Source organism: Nocardia sp. NPDC049737 (assembly GCF_040674755.1).
GTDB lineage: Bacteria > Actinomycetota > Actinomycetes > Mycobacteriales > Mycobacteriaceae > Nocardia.
The window spans coordinates 138,817-160,552 of record NZ_JBFANH010000014.1; the positions used below are offsets into that span (position 1 = coordinate 138,817).

The window sequence follows — 21,736 nt, forward strand, 5'->3', positions numbered from 1 at the left end:
GGACAATTCACCGAAAGTTCGCCACGGGGCCGCACGCAGTTATGGAAAGCCTTGCCATCTAGACTTCCCGAGTGACTATTCACCGGATCGTCGCGCACCTTCGCAACTTCGACGACCGGATCGCCGTCCTCTGCTCTCGATCTCCATCGGCGGCCGTCACAGCAGCGGAATCGGTGCCGGATGGTTTGGAGCGGGTCACCTATGCGCAGCTGGCGGCACGTGTCGAGGAGTACGCGCGGCAGCTCGGCGCGAACCGGCGTCTCGTCGCGCTCGCCGCGCGCAACGATATCGACTCGCTCGTCGCGTATCTCGGCGCGCTGAGCGCGGGCTGCGTCGTCCTGCTCACCGCGGAGATCACCAGCGAATTGCTGGGTACCTACGATCCCGATGTCGTGATCGATGCGGGCCCGCCCGAGATTCGGCGGGCCGGCTCCGCACATCGCCTGCATCCGGAGTTGGCGCTGCTGTTGAGTACTTCGGGTTCGACCGGTTCGCCGAAGCTGGTGCGATTGTCCGCGGCCAATCTACTGTCGAACGCGGATGCGATCGCCGACTATCTGGCCATCGACGCCGATAGTCGCGCCGCGACGACGCTGCCGATGTTCTATTGCTACGGACTGTCGGTCGTGCACAGTCATCTGCTGCGCGGCGCGAGTCTGCTACTCACCGATCGGTCGGTCCTCGACGACGAATTCTGGGTCCAGTTCCGTCGCTACGGTGCAACGTCTTTCGCGGCCGTGCCGTACACGATCGATCTTCTCGAACGCATCGGCTTCGCCGAGATGACACTGCCGAGCCTGCGCTACATCACCCAGGCGGGCGGTCGCCTCGCGCCCGAGCGGGTCCGTGACTACGCCGAGCTGGGCAAGCGGGCGGGCTGGGACTTCGTCGTCATGTACGGCCAGACCGAGGCCACCGCGCGAATGGCCTATCTGCCACCGGAATTGGCCGCCGACCATCCGGACTGCATCGGCAGGCCGATACCGGGCGGTCGATTCACCCTGGAACCGGTGCCGGATACCGACGACGAGGAGCTGGTCTATCACGGGCCCAATGTGATGCTCGGCTATGCCGACGGCCCATGCGATCTCGCCCGTGGCCGCACGGTCGAATCGCTGCGAACAGGCGATCTGGCCCGACGCACGCCCGAGGGTCTGTACCAAGTGGTCGGCAGGCGCAGCCGGTTCGCCAAGATCTTCGGCCTGCGCATCGATCTGCAACGGCTCGAATCCGGTTTGGCGGCGGCCGATTTCACAGCCTGCTGTACCGAAAATGGCGACCAGTTGGTTGTCGCCGCCGAAACTCCGGCACAAGCACTCGCCGCGACCGCCGCCGAACTGTCCGGTCTGCCCGCCGCAGCCATTCGCGCGTGCGCGGTCGACGAAATACCGCGCCTGCCCAATGGCAAGCCCGACTATCCGGCGATCCGCCGACTCGCCGCACCCGAATCCGAACTGCCGCCACGGGATATCCGCGCCCTCTATGCCATTGCCCTCGGCATCGATCCCGCCCGGATTCGGCCCGACAGCACCTTTGTCGATCTCGGCGGCAATTCGCTCACCTACATCACCACATCGACCCGGCTCGAGCGCGCGCTCGGTCGACTGCCCGCGAACTGGCCCGACCTGACCGTCGCCGAACTCGAGCGAGTTCCGGACGGCCACAGGGTATTCGGTCGCACGGTGGACACGCCCACCTTATTGCGCGCCGCCGGGATCGTGCTGATCGCGGGTTCGCATATCGGCATGTTCGTGCTCTGGGGGGCGGCGCATATCCTGCTCGGTGTCGCTGGATTCAACTTCGCCCGCTTCGCGGTCACCATGACCCCGCGCGCCGAACGACTGCGGCACGCGCTGCACACGGTGGCACTCATCGCGATCCCGACCGCCGCCTGGGTGGCGCTAACGCTGCTGTTCACCGACTATTACAGCTGGCAGAACGTGTTGCTGCTCAACAAGTTTCTCGGACCGCGCGACAGCGACACTGCGGGGCACCTGTGGTTCATCGAGGTGCTCGTGCTGTTCATGGTCGTGTCCGCGCTTTTGGTGCGGGTGCCGTTCATCGATGCCGTGCAGCGGCGCGAGCCGTTCTGGTTCGCCATGGGCCTGGTCGGTATCACCATCGTGTTCCGGGTCTGGTCATTCGGGCTCTACCCGGCCAAGGATGTGCCGTTCTCGCCACTGGCCTGCTGGTTCTTCGCCCTCGGCTGGGCGGCCGCGAAGGCTACGGCGATCTGGCAGCGGCTGCTGGTCAGCGCGGTGCTGCTGATCTCTGTCCCCGGCTACTTCGGCGTTCCCGATCGGGAGCGGCTGGTGATGTCCGGGCTGCTGCTGTTGATCTGGCTGCCCGCGGTCCGCGTACCCGCCCTCGTGGCCGGGGTCGCCGCGCTGCTGGCCGACAGCTCGCTATTCGTGTATCTGCTGCACTGGCAGGTCTATCCGCCGTTCGGGCAACACCATGTCGCGGCGCTGCTCGCATCCCTGGCGGCCGGTGCGGTCGCGACCTGGGTGGTGGCGAACCTGCGGCGCAGATCAGTCCTGGTGCACAGCTTCTTCGCCAAGGGCCTCGTCTCGAAGCGCACAGCTCTCGATGGTCCACACCTGCGCCGCCGCGTCCTGAGCCAGCTTCGCGATCAGAATGTCACGCGGAATCGTCTGGCCGGCAAAGTGATCGAGTGACGGCACCACCACATGATGCGCGTCCGCCCGCTTGAGCTCCTGGGTCAGCTCGGCGAATGCCGTGCCGTCACCGGAAGTCGATTCATGGAATGTTGCGGCGAAGCAGAGCCCTTCCTCGCGGGCGAGGCTGCTCATCGCATCCTCGAGCTCTGCACCTTGGCCATCGGCCAGATCGTCACGCAAGTATCCATAGATCAACGCTTCCACCCGAACCTCCGTTGGATTGGGGATATCGCTGTTCTCTAATGTGGATCACCCCCGTCGCCGAGGGGTACTGCGCACTTGGAAGGCAGATGTTCTTACATCCGGAGCGTGGCAAATCTTCCGCGCCCATATCCATCATGTAGGACGCAAAACTGCGAGTGCAGCTGTCAACCCAGTGACATCTGTATGCCCTATCCGGGCCACTGAGCGTTAACTGATGAGATACTACAGACGTGGCCGCTGGAGACGATCGACCCGTCTGGGCTGTCCGAATGCGCTCCGAACGCGATGCACGGGGGTGGTCACAAGCAGACGCCGTCCGTGTGATGCGCGCGAAGTCTTCGCACAACCTGCCGACGGACAGTACCCTGCTGCGTAACTGGCGACGCTGGGAGTCGGGTGAGTCGCGTCCGGACGACTTCTACGCCCCTATCATCGCGGCCGCGTTCGATACAGTGACGGCCGCATTCTTCCCGAAAAATCGCCCGAACCGCGACGATGAGCTGCTCTCGGCAACCGGGATGGATACTCTCGAATTCATTGGCAGGCTACGGATGTCCGATGTCTCCACGGCCACACTCGATGCCATCCGGATCACCGCGGAGCGGCTGTGCTGCGAATATCCGTTCGCCGATCCGCACGATCTGCATTCCGAGGGCACATCCTGGTTGCGCCGCATCACCTCGCTGCTGGATGGCCGACTGACGCTGGCGCAGCATCGGGAGATTCTCGTACTGGCCGGTTGGGTTGCGCTGCTGGTCGGTTGCGTGGACTACGACCTCGGTCGGCGCACCACCGCGGAAGCCACTCGCCGCGCGGCCTATTCGCTCGGCCAGGAAGCCGAGAATGCCGAGATCACCGGCTGGAGTGCGGAAATGGCGGCCTGGTTCGCGCTGACCCAGGGCAACTATCGGGGTGCGATCGAGGCGGTCGATCCAGCGATGGCAACCAGCGGCGAACTCGGCGTGGGTGTCCAGTTGTGCGCACAACGAGCGAAGGCCTGGGCCCGCCTTGGCGATCGGCGCGAGGTGGAAGCGTCGCTGAGTCAGGGGCGAGCTATCCTCGAGCGACTCGACCATCCGACCAATCTCGACAACCATTTCGTGGTCGATCCGCAGAAATTCGACTTCTACGCCATGGACTGCTGCCGGGTCGCGGGTGAGGATGCGCTCGCGGAATCGTATGCGCGCGAGGTCATCCGCCATTCGACCCGCGCTGACGGCACGATACGCAATCCGATGCGGGTGTCGGAGGCACATCTCACCCTCGCGGTGGTCGCGGTGCGCAACCGCGACCTGGAACTCGCACTGGACGAGGGCATGCGGGCCTTCGCGGGCAAGCGCCGGTCGCTGCCGTCGCTGATGTGGATCGCGGGCGAAGCCGCGCGCGAAATCATCGAGCGCTATCCGGGCGATCCCCGCACTCGGGTGTATCTGGATCAGTTGCGGACCTTGTCCTGCGAGTGATCATTTCGGCGTACGTTTGACTCATCGCCAGCGGTAAGGGGTGGGCGATGAATCGGGTTCGCGTCATTGTGCGTCGCGATGCGGACGGATCGCTACGCACCACAGTGTTCGAGGCGGGTGCGCCCATCGGTGAACGGGTAGCGCCACTGCCAGAACTGGTGGCGTGCGCGTGGGATGCGGTGGGTGGCCAGCCGGAGACCGTGCGTCGAGCGGTCGTTCAGATCGGTACCGCCCTGCGTGACGCACTGTTCGAATCGCGCACGATCTGGCAGCTGACGCGGCTCGTCGAGGGCTCCGATATCGAGGTGGTCTTCGATGTCGACGACGATACGATGCTGCTCCCCTACGAGATGCTGGTGCTCGCCGACAATATGCCCCTGGCCATGCGGCCGACAGTAGCCATCTCCCGCAGGCGTTCGGGTACCGGGCAGCCCACCTCCGTGCTGGCACCGGGACCGTTGAAGATCCTCGCTGCGGTCGCCGCGCCGACCGAGACCCGCACGGCCAATGTGGCATTGGATGTCGAAGCGGAGATGCAGGCGATCCTCGACGCCGTCTCACAGGTGCCGACCGCGGGTGGCGGTGGCGTGCGCATTCTGGAAGTCGCTTCACTGCAGCAGATCACCGCGGCGCTGCGGGCCGAGGAGTTCCATGTGCTGCACCTGAGTGCGCACGGGTCGGCGACGAATCTGGAGTTGGAGAATGAGGACGGCGCTGCCGATGTGGTCGCGGCCGCGGATCTCATTGCCGCGCTGCGTGCTTCGCAGCGGGCGCTGCCCTTGGTGGTGTTGTCGAGTTGCGGCGGCGTCGACGGTGGGCCTGCCGGATTGGCGCGCACGCTGATCAGCGGGGGTGTCGAGCGGGTGCTGGTCATGCAGACGCGGGTTTCGGACCGGTATGCCACGCTGTTGGCGAAATCGTTCTACGCCATGCTATCCGCGCATCCGTCTGGGTCGGTCGCCTTCGCTTTGGGGCAGGCGCGCTGCGCCCTCGAGCAACAGCGACTCGCCGATGGCGCAACGGTTGCACCCGAATGGTTCGTGCCGACGCTGCTGACCGGCGTCGCGGATCGGCCACTGTGGCATCCGACGGCGCCGCCGCGACCGCTCGGGCGCCGGACGCAAGCACCGAGCGGTGCGACGGTGCGTGAGTTGCCGGTCGGATATCTGATCGGCCGTCGCGGGCCGGTGCGCGATATCGTCCGGATGCTCGACTCGTCGGGTGGGCGACCGGGTGTGGTGATCACCGGGATGGGTGGACTCGGGAAGACGGCGGTGGCCGGTCGCGTGGCGGCGCGCATGCGCGAGCGCGGCTGGCATATCGCCGAGCATGTGGGGCAATGGAATCCGTCCGCGCTGTGTGGCGCGGTCCGCGCGGCGATCGAGGGCGACCCGGCATTGCGCACGGTGTCCGATGCGCTCGCTCGCGATAGCGGGGAGCAGGCATTGAAGCATGTCCATCGGTTGTTGGCGGGGAGCCGAGTGTTATTGCTGTTCGATGATTTCGAGCAGAATCTGACCCGGCCCGGCGGTGCGGAATTCCTGGATCCCGGTTTCGCCGAACAGTTTTCGCAGTTGTGTCGGATAGCCGAGACGGGGCGATTGCTGGTCACCTGTCGCTATCCGGTTCCCGGTGGCCTCGGGGAGGTCGGCCTGACTCCACTGAGCCCCGCCGAGTTGAAGCGAATGTTCTTGCGGCTGCCACAGATCAGCGGTTTACGGGCGCAGGAGCAGCGGCTGGTCGCACGGACGATCGGTGGGCACCCTCGCCTCATCGAATTCGTCGACGCGCTATTGCGTGGTGGTGACGGAACATTGCGTCCGGTCGGCGAACGGCTGCGCCGGTTGGCAGGTGAACACGCAGTCGATCTCGACCAGGACCGCACACTGACCGAAAGCCTCGACACCGCAGTGGTACTCGGCACCCGCGACATCCTCGTCGATGCACTGCTCGATCTGCTCAATGCTTCCGAACGCGAACTGCTGCTGCAGATTTCGCTTTCACGGACGCCGCTGCGCGATCTGGACATCTCCCATGCCCGCTTCGGTGCCGACGCGACACGAGATCAGTGCCGCGAAGTGATGGCGGCCATCGATACGTTGCTCAGGCTGACGCTGTTGACCACCGACGACGACCGATATCTCGTGCACCCGTGGGTCACCCAGGCCCTCGATACCCACCAGGGCCCCGATCGAATTTGCCGTCACAACCGAGCCCATGCGATGCGAATAGCCCGAATCTCGGCCGGTTTCCGGGATTTCGACGACTACAGCGAGGCATGCGGACATCTACTCGCTGCTGGTCGGTACGCGGAACTTACCCAACTCGCCATCCCGTTCTGCCGCGAGCTGGACCAATTGCAAGTCGCCGCCCTGCTCGGCGAGATCATGCCGACCCTGCCGACCGACACTCCCGGCTATCTCGAACTCGGTGAGCGCGAGGTACGCGCACTGCGCCGTACCGGAAACCTCCGTGCCGCGACCGATCGCCAGTGCGCGTTGGTCGAGGTGCTGCGGGCCCGGGTCCAAACGGCCTCGGGCAGCGCCGATGCCCGACGCGCACTCGTCATCGGCCTGGACACCCTCGGTGAACTCGCCATGCTGGCCGGAGATCTCGGCACGGCGCGCGAGCACTACAGCCGATCCCTGCGCACCGCACGTTATCTCACGAATACCGACCCGAACAACGTCGATATGCGACAGGTCCTCAGCCGCGCACTGGAGAGTCTGGGCGATATCGCAGTTCGCACCGGCGATCTCACTGCTGCTCTCGCCCACCACACCGAGGCGCTGGCCATCCGACGCTCCCTTGCCGACAACGACCGCACCCGCGACGACCTGCGCCGCGACCTAGCCAATGCCTGCACCCGACTCGGCGACCTGGCAGTACTGACCGCCGATCTCGACGGCGCACAGTACCTCTACACCGAATCGCTCACCCTGCACGGCGGTCTCATCGAATCCGGCCCCGATGCCGCCGAATCCCGGCGCGGCCTGGCCATCGCGCATGGCAAACTCGGCGATCTCGCTATGCGCACGGGGCACGGCGAGACCGCGAGCAGGCATTATTTCGAAAAGCTGCGCATCAGTACCGAACTCTCGCTGGCCGATCCGGGCGATACCGAAATCACCCGCGATGTCGCCATTGCGATGCAGCAGATCGGCGACACCTCGTTGCTCTACGAAACTCCCGAGGAAGCGTTCACGTTCTTCACCGAATCCCTCGCTATCCACCGCGAACTCGCCGAGAAGGATCCCGGCAATGCCGAATATCGACGCGATCTCGCCATCGCGCTCAACCGATCCGGCGATGTGGCACTGCGACTCGGCGAACTCACCACGGCCTCGACCCACTACACCCAATCCCTGGCCATCCACCGCGGATTCGCCGACGCCGACCCGGGCAATGCTCGAAATCAGCGCGACCTCAGCATTTCCCATGACAAACTCGGCGACTTGGCCATCCACACCGGCGATTATCCGGCCGCCGACCACCACTACACCCAATCCCTCACCCTCGCGAAACAACTCGCGGCCGCCGATCCGACCAACACCGAAAAGCAGCGCGATCTGAGCATCTCCCATCACCAGCTCGCCAGGGTCGCCGCCGCGACCGGTGCCTTCCCTCTCGCCTTCCGCCACAACACCGAGGCACTCACCATCGCCCGCCGCTTGGCCACCGCCGATCCGGAGAATCTGCAACTGCACCGCGATGTCGGTCTGATTCTCTGGGCGATCGGGGATGCCGCCGAACGCGAGCGGGACTACGGCTCCGCCGTCGAGGTCTACCGTGCGGCCCTCGCGATCGCCCAAGACCTCCTCGAAACCGATCCGACCAGCCCCCGCGCCCTGCGCGATATGGAGTTCGCGTTGACCACCCTGGGTCGCGTGCTCGACATCGTCGACCCGCACCCGCTCGGGTCCACGCGCTTCGACGCTCTGCTCGAACAGGGCAAGACATTGCTGCGGCGCCTGCTCCCGCCAGCGTAATTCCGCAGGTAGCGACCATCTCTGTACCACTATGCGCGGTATCCGCTGTAAAGTCTGCTGTATGACGGTGCGCCTGAATATCTCGATGGACGACGATCTCGCGGCCCGTCTCCGTGCGGCATCGGAGGACAAGTTGAGCGACTACATCTCCAAGGCCGTACGCAGGCAGTTGCTCGAGGACGAACTCAGGGCCTTGCCGGACAGCACCGGGACCGAATGGGCTAAGGACGCCGAGCAGACCGCCGAACAAGTATTGTTCGGCCGTGCCAGCTGAACCCACGCACCAAGGCCAGATTTGGAATCTCGTCAGCCGGATCTCCGGACGCCGCGCGACGGTGGTGATCGTGGATTCCGATGTGGTGATTCGGCAGCGGCCGATGTTGGTCGCCGCGCCGGTGCGGGAGGGTCGCGAGGTGCCATCGCGCCATCAATTGCTCACCGTCGCAATGCCGGAGAGTTCGCGGGTGATCGCGCTGTACGACATCGCCATCGTGCCGAAGGACAGTCTCACCGAGCAGGTCGGTGAGCTCACCCCGGAGGTGCTCGAACAGGTCAAGATCGGGCTGCGGGCTCGGTTCGATCTGTGAGTCCTCGGGTGGCGAACAGGGGCAAACCGGACGCGGCCACGCCGAATGGGGGTCGGTCTCGACACCCGCGACCGACCCGCTACTACCCTGTTCCCGGTGACCGACTCCGATGACGGCCTGCCGTATGCCGCGCCCGCGCTATGGGATGAGCGGTTGCGGCTGTTCTCCTTCGCCACGGCCGAGAAGCGAGCGGAGTATCTGTGGGTGCTGCGGGCGTTCGACAGTGCGCGGGCGGCATATGTGGTGTTGCTGCACGCCGATGATGTCGCGACTTGGATCGAACGCAGTGCGCCCGATGCGCCGCAGCTGACCGGCCCGGAAATCGGTCCGCTGTTGGATCAGCTGCATCAGTGGGGTGTGGTCGAGCGCAGCTATGACGGCACGCGCGCCGCGACGCTCGCGGAGTATCGGAATCGGCACTACGTCTATCAACTCACACAGGCCGGATTCAAGGCATATCGCGCGGTCGCGGGGGTGCTCGAGGCGCGAATGGACGAGGCGGCGCTCTCGCGTCTGGTCCTGCCCGAACTGCTCGCGGATCTCAATACCCTCGCCGCGGCGAATAAGGCCGGTGATGCCGAGCGCGTCTACCGGACGCTGCGCCGTCTGGATGCCGCACTCTCGGATATGGCGACGCGGGCCGCGCACTTCTACCTCTCGCTCGGCGATATGGTCCGCACCACCGAGATCACTCCGGAATCGTTCCTGGCGCACAAGGACGCGCTGCTCGCGCATATGCGCGAATTCAGTATGGATCTGGCTCGCTTCGCGCCGCGCCTGGCCGCCGCGACCGGCGAGATCGAGGAGACCGGCGTCGAGGAACTCATCGAGCGGGCGGCGCGCTGTGACGAGCGGGTGCTGCTGAGTCCGGCCGAGCGGCAGGCGGATTGGCGGGCGCGCTGGCAGGGACTGCGAACCTGGTTCGTCGCGACCGCCTCCGATACTCCCGGTGAATCATCCGGTACTGAGGCGGATCGGCTGCGAGAGGCGACCATGAGCGCCATTGCCGCCGTGCTGTCACTGCTGCGGCGGGTCACCGATTCACGCAAGGGCGGGGTCAGTCGCGAATCGGCGCTGCGGCATCTCGCGGGCTGGTTCACCGCCGCACCGACCACCGATAGCGCGCATGCGCTCTTCGACGCCGTCTTCGGTCTCGGCAGGCCGCGCCATATTTCGCTGGAACATCCGGATGCGGATCTGATTCCCGCGATCCGCTCCTGGTGGGAGGCACCGCCACTGGAAATATCGCGCACCCTCGCCGAAACGGGCAGACCGGCGCAAGCCGGTGCCCCTGCCCGAATTCAACGCAATGACGCCGGAATTCGCCGACTCCGCGAAGCGCAACTCGACGCCCAGCGCGCCCGCGCTCAGGCCGCCAAATCCCTGGCCGCCGCCTCGGTGCACGAGCGCGTCTTGGACGAACGGGAGACCGAGGTGCTGCTGCGCCTGATCGACGCCGCGTCCACGGCATGGGTTCCGGTGAGCGGCCGCACCGACGGCACCACCGGCTCGGATAGCGGCGTCACCCTCACCGTCTCCGAACATCCGGGTTCGACGGTGGTCCGCACCGCGCGTGGCCTGCTGCATTTGAACAACCGCCGCCTCGAGGTGAAGCAGTCGACCCGCGGGCAGCGCGCATGATCAACGCCCGCCGCATCGACTCGCTCGCATTGGACAACTATCAGCGCGCGGCCCGGGTGATCCTGGCCAACCACCTGGTCACCCGGACATATCCGGACCGGATCGCACTGCCGCTGATCCGCCGCTGGGCCACCGAACTCCGCGAGGATCTGGCCGAATTGTTCGGCTACCGGCTCGAGGTCACCGAAACGACCGCCCGGGTCTTCCCGGTCATCGATCGGCTCGATTCCGGCAAACCGGCCCGCTCCGTCACCGACCGTGTCTTCGATCGCCGCCGCTACGCCTACCTGGCGTTGGCACTGGCGGCGCTCGGCCGCGCGGGCGATCAGATCACGTTGTCGGAGTTGGCCGATCAGGTCGCCGCCTATACCGGCCGGGTCGACGGGCTCGAACTATCACCCGACCGCGCCGCCGATCGCGATGCCTTCGTCGATGCTGTCGGCTGGCTCGCACATCGGGGTGCCCTCACCCTCGCCGATGGCGATGCGGGTGGCTGGGCCGCCGATCCGGAGGCGGGTGAAGCGCTGTACGACATCGACCGACCGGTTGTATTCGCGCTTTTTCGACCGCCGCGCGCGCTGCAGCATTTGCACAGTGTCCGTGGTCTGTTGACCGAGGACGCACTGGGCCCGGCCGCGAACGCGCAAGCCGCCGATGCGGCTCGGCGGGTGCGGCGCAGTCTCATTGAGCGTCCGGTGGTGTACGCCGAGGATCTGGACCATGACGAGCGTCCGCTGTTGCTGCAGGATCGGGTCGTCGCGGATGTCGAATTGTTCACCGGCTTGCGGGCAGAACGCCGGGCCGAGGGCGTCGCATTGATCGATGTCTCCGGACGTCTCTCCGATGTCCGTTTCCCAGGCACCGGCACATTGGCGCAGGTGGCGCTGCTGCTGGTCGGTGAGATCGCCGATCGCGTACTCGATATCGACAATCCGGTGCCGGTGCGTCCCGGCGCACCCGATCCAGCGGTCGCGCTGGCCGAGCAGCTCGACGGTGCCATCCCCGAGTCCACCGTATTCGTTCCGCTCGCCGACCTCCCGTCGACCGACCCCGAAGTCGGGGAAGAGGTCTCGGATCCGGACACGGAGGCGATGGCCTACGTGCGCGCGACGTACCCATTCGTCGAAGCGAGCTGGGTCGGCGAGACCGTGCAAGCGCTGACCGACCGCTACGGTGTCACCTTCGCGGCACAGTGGCAGGCCGATGTTCCCGGGCTGACCAGGGAGGTGACCGCCCTGCTGGAGCGGCTGCGGCTGGTCCAGGTGGTAGCGGACGGCCTGATCATTCTGCCCGCACTGGCTCGCTACCGCGGCGCGGTCGTCACCGTCCGCACCAAACGGGCCGCCGAATTGTTCGTCACCGCCTCCGACACGCACGGGGCCGATAGCGCTGGTAGGGAAGGGATTTAGACCATGTCGCTCATCCATGGCGGAGTGCGGTTCGTCCCGACGCGCGCTGGCATCATCAACCTGTGGGACTACCGCGACCAGGAATACTGCTTCGCCGACGGCAGGCTGGTGCTGCGCGGGCCCAACGGTTCCGGTAAGACCAAGGCGCTAGAGGTGCTGTTCCCATTCGTACTCGACGGCCGGATCGAACCGCGCAGGCTCAATCCGTTCGCGGGTGAAGAGCGCACGATGAAGTCGAACCTGTTGTACCGCAAGCAGGAATCCGCGTATTCGTATGTGTGGATGGAGTTCGCGCGCGGTAAATGGGACGATCCCGAAGTCGTCACCATCGGCATCGGTATGCGTGCCACCCGCTCATCGGACAAGGTGACGCGCTGGTATTTCGTCGCCGACGGTCGTGCGGGCGTGGACTTTTCACTCATCGGCCCGGATGATCGGCCGCTGACCCGCAAGCAGTTGGCCGAACAGATCGGCACCGACGCCATCGTCGATCGACCGGTCGAGTATCGCAATGCGATCGACGCACGCATGTTCGGCCTGGGCACCCAGCGCTACGACCAGCTGATCAATCTCATTCTCACGCTGCGCCGCCCCCAGCTCGCGAAAAACCTTGATCCGCGCGGACTTTCGCAGGCACTCACCGATGGTCTGCGCCCACTCGACGAACAGCTGATCCTGGACGCGGCGCGTTCGTTCAGCGATATGGAGGAGGTCGGGCGCACCCTGGAGGGTCTGGTCCACGCCGATACCGCCACCAGGTCTTTCGTCGATGTGTACCGGAAATATCTTGCGGTACAAGCGAAGACCGATGTCGATCAGGTCCGCACTCGTCTCGATGCGGTGACCCACGCCAGCACCGCCCTCTTCGCCGCCACCGCACTGCGCGAACGTCGCGAGGCCGAACGCACCGCTGCCGAGGCGCGCGCCGACGATGCCGATCGCGCCTACGAACAAGCGCTTTCCGACCGGGAAACCCTGCAGCGCTCCAGCGCCTACGAGGGCAAACAGCAACTCGACGACCTCGCCGACGCCGTCCGCCGCCTGGAGACCTCGGCGGGTGTGCACAAAGACAAGGCGCTCAAGGCCAGGCAAACCCTCGATCAGCGCGGACAGGAAGCCGAACGCGCCACGGCGGCGGTACAGAATGCGGCCGCCGCACTGTCCCGTGGCGAGGACGAATTGCGTGCCGCCGCCGAAGAGGCGGGAATTACCTGGGCCGGATTGGCCGATCAGGCCCGTGGCGATCAACTGACCGCCGCGGTTCGTGGCCATGCCGAGGAGCGCGACGCCGACGTGCGCGCAGTCCGCAAGGCGCTCGGTCTGATGGATTCCGCCACAGCCGAACGCAATCGTGCCGAACAGCTCGCCGAACGGGCCAGGTCGCTGCGCGAATCGGCCGCAGCCGAGGTCTCGGCCGCCGAGACGGCCGTAGTGCTCGCGCGTACCGAGGCCAGTGGTGCACTGCGCACCTGGTGGGACGCGCATCGTGAGGTGTACTCCCCCATACAGAAAGGCCTGTTCGAGGCGCTCGATGCCGCATTGGCCACCGCGGGATCCGATGAGGCCGCCGGTGGCGCCGAGGTCTTGGCCGAGCGTGCCGAACCGCTGCTCGAGGACATCCGCACCCGTCGTCAGGAAGCGCGCGCCACCGCCGCGCTGGCCGGTGACCGCCTCGCCGAACTCCATGCCGAACGCGATGAGGTCGCGGCCCAACGTGACGAGGCCCCACCGGTTTCCGCCGCTCGGGCGCGCAGCGCGCAGGGTCGTCCGGGTGCGCCACTGTGGCGACTGGTCGGCTTCGCCGATTCCGTGACACCGTCGCAAGCCGCGGGCATCGAGGCCGCCCTGCACGCCGCCGACCTGCTCGACAGTTGGGTGTGCGCGGAATCCGAACGACCGGAATACACTTCCGACCAGTTCCTCGTTCCATTGCCCACCGCCGCGCGGCCGTCCGGTCGTACGTTAGCCGATGTCCTTGTCGTGGAGGATGACTCGGTCGATCTCACGGTGCCGAAGCAGGTCGTCGCGGATGTGCTGGCCTCCATTGCCCTGTACGACAAGGACTCCGACCTCGGCACCGAAGTCGGTGTGAGCACCACCGGCGGATTCCGCCAAGGCGTTCAGGTCGGCCGCCACCACAAACCCGATGCCGAATTCATCGGAGCGACCGCCCGCGCCAAGCGCCGGGAAATCCGGCTCGCCGAGTTGGCCGCGGCAATCGAGGCCGCCGAGGAGACACAGCGGCGGGCTCGGGCCGGCGAGTCCGCGGCGAACGCCGAACTCGCGCGAATCTCTGCCGCCGCCAAGGCAATACCGCGCCCCTCGGCAGTCACCGCCGCCCTGCGCTCGGTTTCCGAAGCCGCGGGCATGATGCGCTCGCGCTGCGAGACGGTCGCCCAGGCCGAACGCGACCTCGACCAAGCGGTGGCCGAGGCGTCGGCCGTCGAGAAGAAGCTGCGCTCGGTCGCCCAGGCGCATCGCACTCCGCGCGACGCCCGCGAGATCGACGCCCTCGCCGCCGCGATCCGTCATTTCGAGAACACCGGAACCGGGCTACTGCGTCTGCGCGCCGACCACGAACGCGAACGCGAACGCGAACGCGAGAGTTCGGACCGCTTCGACGAGGCCCGCGATCTGGCCGAGGCCTTCGCCGAAGAGGCCGAGGTCGCGAATGCGGGCTACCAAGAGCAGCTGCGCAAACTCGAAACCCTGCGCGAGGCACTCGGTGCGGGAGCCGCCGATATCGATCGTGAACTCGAACAGGCGCGCGCGAAGATCGAGGTGACCAGGGCCGAGCAGAAGGCCGCTCGCAAGGCCGCCAATGCGGCGATCGAGGCGGTCGGTGATGCGGAGGCGGCCTACCGCACCGCGCACGAATCGCTCGGTACCGCGCTCACCGAAGTCCTGGCCGATGTGAAAGCCCTCGCGCCCTACGCCCAACCGGATCTGCTCACCCTGCTCGGCGCACCCGCCGACAGCCGCTGGCCGAGCAGCGATGCCGCCTGGTCGACCCCCGAGCAACTGCTCTACCGCATTTCGGCGGCCGGGCCGGAGGTCGAACCCCAGGTGCTGCCGGACGAGGTGGCCGAACTCTTCGACAACCTCACCGCCGCAACGTCTTCCGTGCGGGCGGGCGAAGCGGCCCGCAAATCCACCCGCAGTGCGGTGACCTCCGCACTGCAGGAATTCGATGCCGCACTGGCCGCTTCCGGCCGCGACTACCGGCTGCAATGGGATGCCGCGGACGGCCTGACCGTCGTCCAGGTACAACACGACAACGGACTGTCCGCCCTGGCCGATTTCGCCACCCGGATCGACGCCGCCCGTCGCGATCAGGAATTGCTGCTCACCGACGCCGAACGCCGGATCCTCGAGGACGCGCTGCTCACCGGCCTGGCACAGCAGATCTACGAACGAACCAGCGATGCCCGCGATCTGATCGCCCGAATGGGTGCGGAGATGAAGCAGCGCCGCATGTCCTCGGGCAATACCATCGGCGTGCACTGGGTGCTGTCCGATTCGCTCTCGGATGCGGCCAGGGCCATGTGCAAGCTGTTGGATCGCGACGCCTCCTCCCTCGTCGCCGATGATCTGGCGGCCATCCGCGCCCACTTCGCCGCCGAGATCCGGGCCGCCCGCGCCGCACATCCGGAACGTTCCTACCCCGAAATCCTGGGCTCGACACTGGATTACCGGACCTGGCGGGTGTTCTCCTTCACCCTCATCTCCGCCGACGGCAGCGAGGACAAGCTGACCGTGGCCAGGCACAGTGCGCTCTCCGGTGGTGAGCAGTCCGTCTCGCTGCATCTGCCGCTGTTCGCGGCCGCGCACGTCATGCTCGACTCGGCCGATCCGCAAGCCCCGCGACTGCTCGCGCTGGACGAGGCGTTCGCCGGTGTCGACGACAACGGCCGCAGCGAATTGCTCGGCCTGAGCGTGCAATTCGACCTGGATCTGTTCATGACCGGCTACGACCTGTGGATCACCTATCCGCACGTCCCCGGCTGCGCACATTACGATCTCGCGCATTCGGCTGCCGAGAACACCGTCAGCGCGACGCTGCTGGTGTGGGACAGCGGCGATCTGCTGGCCGAACACGATGGAACCGATCTCACCGCCGCGCTCGGCTCCCCCAACCGCCGCCGCGTCGCGAACTCGATCGAAGGCGGGCTGGCACTGGACAACATGCCGGGCACCCCGGCCCCGGTCAGCTGATTTTGAATGGATAGCAGTGTCTTCGAACTCCATCCCGCCCCACCGCAAGGTCGCCATCGCCACCCTGGTCGGCACCACCCTCGAGTGGTACGACTTCATGCTCTACGGCACGGCATCCGCGTTGATCTTCAGTAAACAGTTCTTTCCGACGCTGAGCCCCGCCGCCGGAACGCTGGCGGCATTCAGCACTTTCGCGGTCGGTTTCGGGGCGCGACCGGTCGGCGGGCTGCTCTTCGGCCACTTCGGTGATCGGATCGGTCGCAAGAACACCCTCGTGGTGTCGCTTTTTCTGATGGGTGTGAGCACCATGCTCATCGGGGTGACCCCGAGCTACGCGAGCATCGGATTCTGGGCTCCCGCAGTGCTCATCGCGCTGCGACTGCTGCAGGGCGTCGGACTCGGCGGTGAAGGCGCGGGGGCGGTGGTGCTGTCGATGGAGCATGCGCCATCGGGACGGCTCAACCGGTATGCCAGCTGCCCGCAAATGGGCACACCGGCCGGGCTGGTCCTGGCCAATGCCATCTTCCTCGGCACCAGTGCGCTGCTGCCGGATTCGGCGTTCCTGAGCTGGGGTTGGCGAATTCCGTTCCTGCTCAGCGCGATTCTCGTCATTGTCGGGCTGTGGGTGCGGCTCGGGATCACCGAATCCGCGCACTATGCCGAACTCGTCCAACGCGGCGAAGTCGCGTCGTTTCCGCTTCGCGACGCCCTTCGGGTGGGACCTGTACGGCTGCTGTTGATTCTGTTCGCCGCCGTGGCGACCTCGGCGGTCGTCTATATCTTCATGGTGTTCACGTTGACCTATGGCACCAAGGCGCTCGGGTTCAGCCGAGACTTCCTGCTGCTCGGCGTTATCGTTTCGGCCGTTTTCTGGTGTGCCGCAATGCCCTTCTGGGGCTCGATCGCCGACCGCTACGGCACGCGTCGGGTATTCCTCGCTGGCACCGCCGCGCTGACGCTGTGGTGTGCGGTGTACTTCCCGCTGCTGAATACCGGCAACAAGGCCGTCGTCTTCCTCGCACTGCTCGGTATGGGCGTGACGCTGCCCATCGCCCACAGCGTCGGCGGCATCATCATCGCCGAACTCTTCCCACCATCGGTCCGTTACTCCGGCACCTCGCTGATCGTGCAGATCTCGGTCATCCTCGGCGGCGGCCTCGCCCCGCTGATCGCGACCGCACTGTGGACCGCGGGCTCGACCTCCGCGGCGGTCACCTGCTACATCGTCGCCATCTGCGCGTTGAGCACGATCAGCACGGCGGTGCTTATCCGGGCGCTACCGGACCGGACAGCCGAGGCACCCGTACCGGTCGGCTGAGCGACTACAGCCCGAAGGATCCGCTCAACCACGGCGGGAGCGGGATCGACGGCAGCGCCGGGAGGACAGGCGGAATCGGCGCGGACGGAGCCGGGGCGGTACCGCCCTCGCTCGCATCCGCGCGCAGCGCCGGACACGCTCGGCCCGGGGCGGTGGCGAGTTCGAAATGCCACCATTCGTTCTGATAGATCCGGCACAGGCCCCAGCGATTCCCATTCGCCTCCAGCCACTGTGCCCCGGCCTGCGGCCCCACGTCGATAGCCCGACCCTGTACATGCGTCGATTCGTTGGGCGGCAGCACCCACCGTCGCGCCTCCTCGGGACTGCCGTAGGTCCGCACCCCGTCGTCCCACAGCGCCTGCTGCTCGGCGGGTGTGCGGTAGCCGGAGTTGATGTACAGCGCGACCCCTTCGGCATGCGCCTGATTCTCGGCCAGCGTGTACGCGCCGGCGAGCCCCGGCTCCAACCCCTCGGTCCCGCTGGCATTGGCCACCTGTACCACTGGCGCGGCCGTGGCGGCGGGCATGGACAGCCCGGCAGCGACGATCACCGGGAACAGCGTGGCGGATACGCCCAGCAGGGTCCGGGCACGAAGCGTGGGCGACATGTCAGCGATAGTAACGGCACCCCGGCCGCGGATCCCGCATCTACCTCCCCTTCGGCCCACATCCCGCCGCCGCTCACCCCTAGCAACATACCGGCGAACGGGAGGACACCTCCCTGTCCGAACGGACGTCATTCACATAGCTTTCCACATATCCACAGCACAATAAATCACCAATGTCCGAAACATCCTGTGCCACGCCCGATTTGTCGCAGCGGAAATCCCCCTGTCCACAATCTATTCCAGTGTTGTGGATCACGATCAACAATCGCCAGCAACTCCCGAGAAACCCGGAAACTACCGCACCTTCACGAGTTTCATGACCTCGCCGGAATCCCCACCGTCGACGAATTCGAGCCACACGCGGTCCCCGCTATGCAGTGGCGCATCGGACTCGATCACCGCATCGCGCACCACGAACTCCTCGCACGACTCGGTCGTCACAATCCCGAAGCCGCCGTCCTGATCGGCAACCCAGCGCCCGACGATCGCCCACATACGGCGCAACACTATTGCACCGCAAGCCTTTCCGCTGCCGCACGGCACACCGACGCAGAACGGGTGGCTCACCGCACGCAATGCATGTGCGATAGCCACCCGCTATTTATGGTGTCGATCGGCTATGGGTCAGGGGCGCACGGACTCCGAACCGCGGATCGCTTCGGCCGCTTCACGATTGCGGTCGATGCGTTCGATGATCTCCGGACCGTGCGCCCGGGCGTAGGCGATGGCGATCTTGATCTTGCGGGAGTGCAGATCGGATTGCTGGCTCAGGACAGCGATACGGCGTTCCACCGGACCGTCCAGTTCTTGTAGGCGCGCAACGACTTCCCACACCTCCGGACCGGCGGCCAATGCCGCACGGCGGTCGGAGATGGGTCCGCGGAACACGATTCCGGGATGGTCGAGCTGATCGAAACCCTCCCGGATCAGGCGGTTGAGTAGTTCGGTGGAACTGGTTCCCTCACGAGCGGCGCGTTCGACCAACCGACGGCTGGCGGATTCCGAGATACGAAACGACGTACTCATTGCCCTCCTCGACCTCCATCGACACCGGTGCAGCGATGTACCCCCGTTTAAGAGTGCCTCGCGTCGGCGGATTGTTACCCCGGCGAACGGGGTGACATTCCGGTGTCCGGACACATGCCCTGATGGCTGCCGTTTCGAGCGATCCGCAAGCAGTCGCTGCCAGCCGAACGCCAGGTCAGAGCACCGTTCAGACGCGTTCCTTCGAACGGGTACGCACTCGCAACGCAATCGGCTTCTGCGTTTCCGCGAAGAAGTCGTTGCCCTTATCGTCCACGACGATGAATGCCGGAAAATCTTCGACCTCGATCTTCCAGACCGCCTCCATGCCCAGCTCCGGATACTCCAGAACCTCGACGGATTTGATGCAGTCCAGTGCCAGTCGCGCCGCGGGCCCGCCGATGGAACCGAGGTAGAAACCACCGTGTTCCTTGCACGCCTTGGTCACCTGCGCGGAGCGGTTGCCCTTGGCCAGCATGACGAACGAACCGCCCGCAGCCTGGAACTGATCGACATAGGAGTCCATCCGGCCCGCGGTGGTCGGACCGAAGGAACCAGAGGCGTAGCCCTCGGGTGTCTTCGCCGGACCCGCGTAGTACACGGCCATCTCGCGCAGGTATTCCGGCATCGGCTCGCCCGCGTCGAGGCGCTCCTTGATCTTGGCGTGCGCGATATCGCGGGCAACCACCAGCGGACCGGTCAGCGAAAGCCGGGTCTTCACCGGGTATTTCGACAGTTCGGCGCGAATCTCGGACATCGGCCGGTTCAGGTCGACCTCGACCACATCTCCACCGAGGATGGAATCGGTCTGCTCGGGCAGGTAGTGCGCGGGCTCGCGCTCGAGCTGCTCCAAGAACACACCCTCCGGCGTGATCTTGGCCAGCGCCTGCCGGTCGGCCGAGCAGGACACCGCGATCGCGACCGGGCAGCTGGCGCCATGCCGGGGCAGGCGCACCACGCGCACGTCGTGGCAGAAGTACTTACCGCCGAACTGCGCACCGATACCGAAGGACTGGGTGAGCTTGAAGACCTCTTCCTCGAGCTCCACATCGCGGAAGGCATGCGCCGCGAGCGAACCCTCGGTGGGCAGGGTGTCCAGGTAGTGCGCAGAAGCGTATTTGGCCGTCTTCAACGCGAATTCCGCACTGGTGCCGCCGATTACGACCGCGAGGTGGTAGGGCGGGCAGGCGGCGGTACCGAGCGAACGGATCTTCTCGTCCAGGAACTCCAGCATGCGCGTGGGATTCAGCACGGCCTTGGTCTCCTGGTACAGGAACGACTTGTTCGCCGAACCGCCCCCCTTGGCCATGAACAGGAACTTGTAGGACGGATGCGCGGTATCGCCCGGCGTGGAGTACAACTCGATCTGCGCGGGCAGATTGGTGCCGGTGTTCTTCTCCTCCCACATGGTGATGGGCGCGAGCTGCGAGTAGCGCAGATTCAACTTGGTGTAGGCATCGAATACGCCGCGGCTGATCCATTCGGCATCGTCAGCACCGGTGAGCACACCCTCGGACTTCTTGCCCATCACGATGGCGGTGCCGGTGTCCTGACACATCGGCAGGATGCCGCCCGCGGAAATGTTGACGTTCTTGAGCAGGTCGAGCGCGACGAAGCGGTCATTACCGCTGGCCTCGGGATCATCGATGATCCGGCGCAGCTGCGAAAGATGCGCGGGCCGCAGGTAGTGGCTGATGTCGTGCATCGCCTCGGCGGTGAGCAGGCGCAATGCCTCGGGTTCGACCTGTAGGAAGGTGCGGCCGTTGTGTTCGAAGGTGCTGACGCCCTCGGTGGTGATCAACCGGTACGGGGTGTCGTCGGCGCCGATCGGCAGCAGATCTGAATAGCGGAAATCCGGCGCGGTCACGGACGCACTCCTTATTCGGTCTCAGGGCTGACGCACCGCCGGGGCCTTGGGAAGGTCTTCGGCAGGCTGGTCACGAGCACAAGGAGCGTATCCAGTAATAAGAGGCCGACCATTGCTTAGGCAACCCTCACTCGTGCATCCCACCAAAAGGTTGCACGTTCAACCCCGCGAGTGCTACCTCTCAGATCTGGCAGTTGTCGCGCGACATCACGCGGCGGGACATTTCAATGACATGTCAGAGTTTGGAGCGCTCTCGTGACCGATCCCCACTGGCTCGATGACGTCGAAATGCGCGCATGGGTGGGATATGTGCGCACCAGGGACCTCATCGCCGCCGCGGTCGGGCGCGACTCATCCCGCGAGTCGAACCTCACCTACGTCGAATACTCGGTGCTGGCCTACCTAGCCGAGGCACCGGATCATCGACTCACCTTCGCCGATCTCGCCGCCAAACTCGAATGGTCGCAGAGCAGGCTGTCCCATCAGATCACTCGGATGGAGAAGCGCGCGCTGGTCGCCAGAGAACCGATTCCCGACGATGCCCGCCGCACCGCCGCGCGGCTAACGCCGCGCGGCGCCGACGTGCTCGCCACGGCCGCGCCCGCACATGTGCAGAGCGTGCGCAGACATATGGTCGATGTGCTCGACCGCCAGCAATTGGCCGCCCTCGCCGATATCTACGACACGCTGCTCGCCCATCATCGAAGAGCCGCGGCCACCGAATAATCCGCC

General features: G+C 65.8%; 14 protein-coding genes. 10 read left to right on the plus strand and 4 right to left on the minus strand.

Features of this window, described 5'->3' with window-relative positions; all coding sequences use genetic code 11:
- Positions 1–71 precede the first annotated feature (71 nt).
- The 9 genes from AB0J47_RS20175 (at position 72) to AB0J47_RS20215 (ending at position 17,507) form a co-directional block, all read left to right on the plus strand.
- Positions 72–2,678: an AMP-binding protein gene (locus AB0J47_RS20175; RefSeq protein ID WP_364347666.1), complete on the plus strand. Its 2,607-nt coding sequence runs from the start codon at positions 72–74 to the stop codon at positions 2,676–2,678.
- Between the two features lie 530 nt (positions 2,679–3,208).
- Positions 3,209–4,348, plus strand: coding sequence for an XRE family transcriptional regulator (locus tag AB0J47_RS20180; RefSeq protein ID WP_364347669.1), 1,140 nt, complete (start codon positions 3,209–3,211; stop codon positions 4,346–4,348).
- 47 nt (positions 4,349–4,395) lie between these two features.
- The gene (locus tag AB0J47_RS20185) at positions 4,396–8,337 is read left to right on the plus strand and encodes a CHAT domain-containing protein (RefSeq protein ID WP_364347672.1); all 3,942 of its coding nucleotides are present in this window, start codon (positions 4,396–4,398) and stop codon (positions 8,335–8,337) included.
- Between the two features lie 61 nt (positions 8,338–8,398).
- Positions 8,399–8,611 (plus strand): hypothetical protein, encoded by a 213-nt coding sequence (locus AB0J47_RS20190; RefSeq protein WP_364347675.1) that lies wholly within the window; start codon positions 8,399–8,401, stop codon positions 8,609–8,611.
- Positions 8,601–8,924: a type II toxin-antitoxin system PemK/MazF family toxin gene (locus AB0J47_RS20195; RefSeq protein WP_364347678.1), complete on the plus strand. Its 324-nt coding sequence runs from the start codon at positions 8,601–8,603 to the stop codon at positions 8,922–8,924. The genes AB0J47_RS20190 and AB0J47_RS20195 overlap by 11 nt, the downstream gene beginning before the upstream one ends.
- A gap of 153 nt (positions 8,925–9,077) precedes the next feature.
- Positions 9,078–10,565, plus strand: a complete 1,488-nt coding sequence (locus AB0J47_RS20200) for a TIGR02677 family protein (protein WP_364347897.1) — start codon at positions 9,078–9,080, stop codon at positions 10,563–10,565.
- Positions 10,565–11,974, plus strand: coding sequence for a TIGR02678 family protein (locus AB0J47_RS20205; RefSeq protein WP_364347900.1), 1,410 nt, complete (start codon positions 10,565–10,567; stop codon positions 11,972–11,974). Before AB0J47_RS20200 ends, AB0J47_RS20205 begins: the two co-directional genes overlap by 1 nt.
- 3 nt (positions 11,975–11,977) lie before the next feature.
- A complete protein-coding gene (locus tag AB0J47_RS20210) occupies positions 11,978–16,189 on the plus strand; it encodes a TIGR02680 family protein (protein ID WP_364347681.1) in 4,212 nt (1,403 codons plus the stop codon).
- Between the two features lie 16 nt (positions 16,190–16,205).
- Complete coding sequence (locus tag AB0J47_RS20215) at positions 16,206–17,507, plus strand: MFS transporter (RefSeq protein ID WP_364347684.1); 1,302 nt, start codon at positions 16,206–16,208, stop codon at positions 17,505–17,507.
- Positions 17,508–17,511: 4 nt separating this feature from the next.
- On the opposite strand, the gene AB0J47_RS20220 is transcribed toward AB0J47_RS20215, so the two are convergent.
- The 4 genes from AB0J47_RS20220 to AB0J47_RS20235 form a co-directional block, all read right to left on the minus strand.
- Positions 17,512–18,033, minus strand: a complete 522-nt coding sequence (locus AB0J47_RS20220) for a M15 family metallopeptidase (RefSeq protein WP_364347903.1) — start codon at positions 18,031–18,033, stop codon at positions 17,512–17,514.
- Positions 18,034–18,408: 375 nt separating this feature from the next.
- Positions 18,409–18,708: a hypothetical protein gene (locus AB0J47_RS20225; protein WP_364347687.1), complete on the minus strand. Its 300-nt coding sequence runs from the start codon at positions 18,706–18,708 to the stop codon at positions 18,409–18,411.
- Between the two features lie 30 nt (positions 18,709–18,738).
- Entirely contained in the window at positions 18,739–19,140 is a 402-nt protein-coding gene (locus AB0J47_RS20230; RefSeq protein ID WP_364347690.1) for a hypothetical protein, read from the minus strand.
- Positions 19,141–19,327: 187 nt separating this feature from the next.
- Entirely contained in the window at positions 19,328–21,004 is a 1,677-nt protein-coding gene (locus tag AB0J47_RS20235; RefSeq protein WP_364347693.1) for a fumarate hydratase, read from the minus strand.
- Between the two features lie 255 nt (positions 21,005–21,259).
- On the opposite strand from AB0J47_RS20235, the gene AB0J47_RS20240 reads away from it, so the two are divergent.
- Positions 21,260–21,730 (plus strand): MarR family transcriptional regulator, encoded by a 471-nt coding sequence (locus AB0J47_RS20240; RefSeq protein WP_364347696.1) that lies wholly within the window; start codon positions 21,260–21,262, stop codon positions 21,728–21,730.
- Positions 21,731–21,736 lie beyond the last annotated feature (6 nt).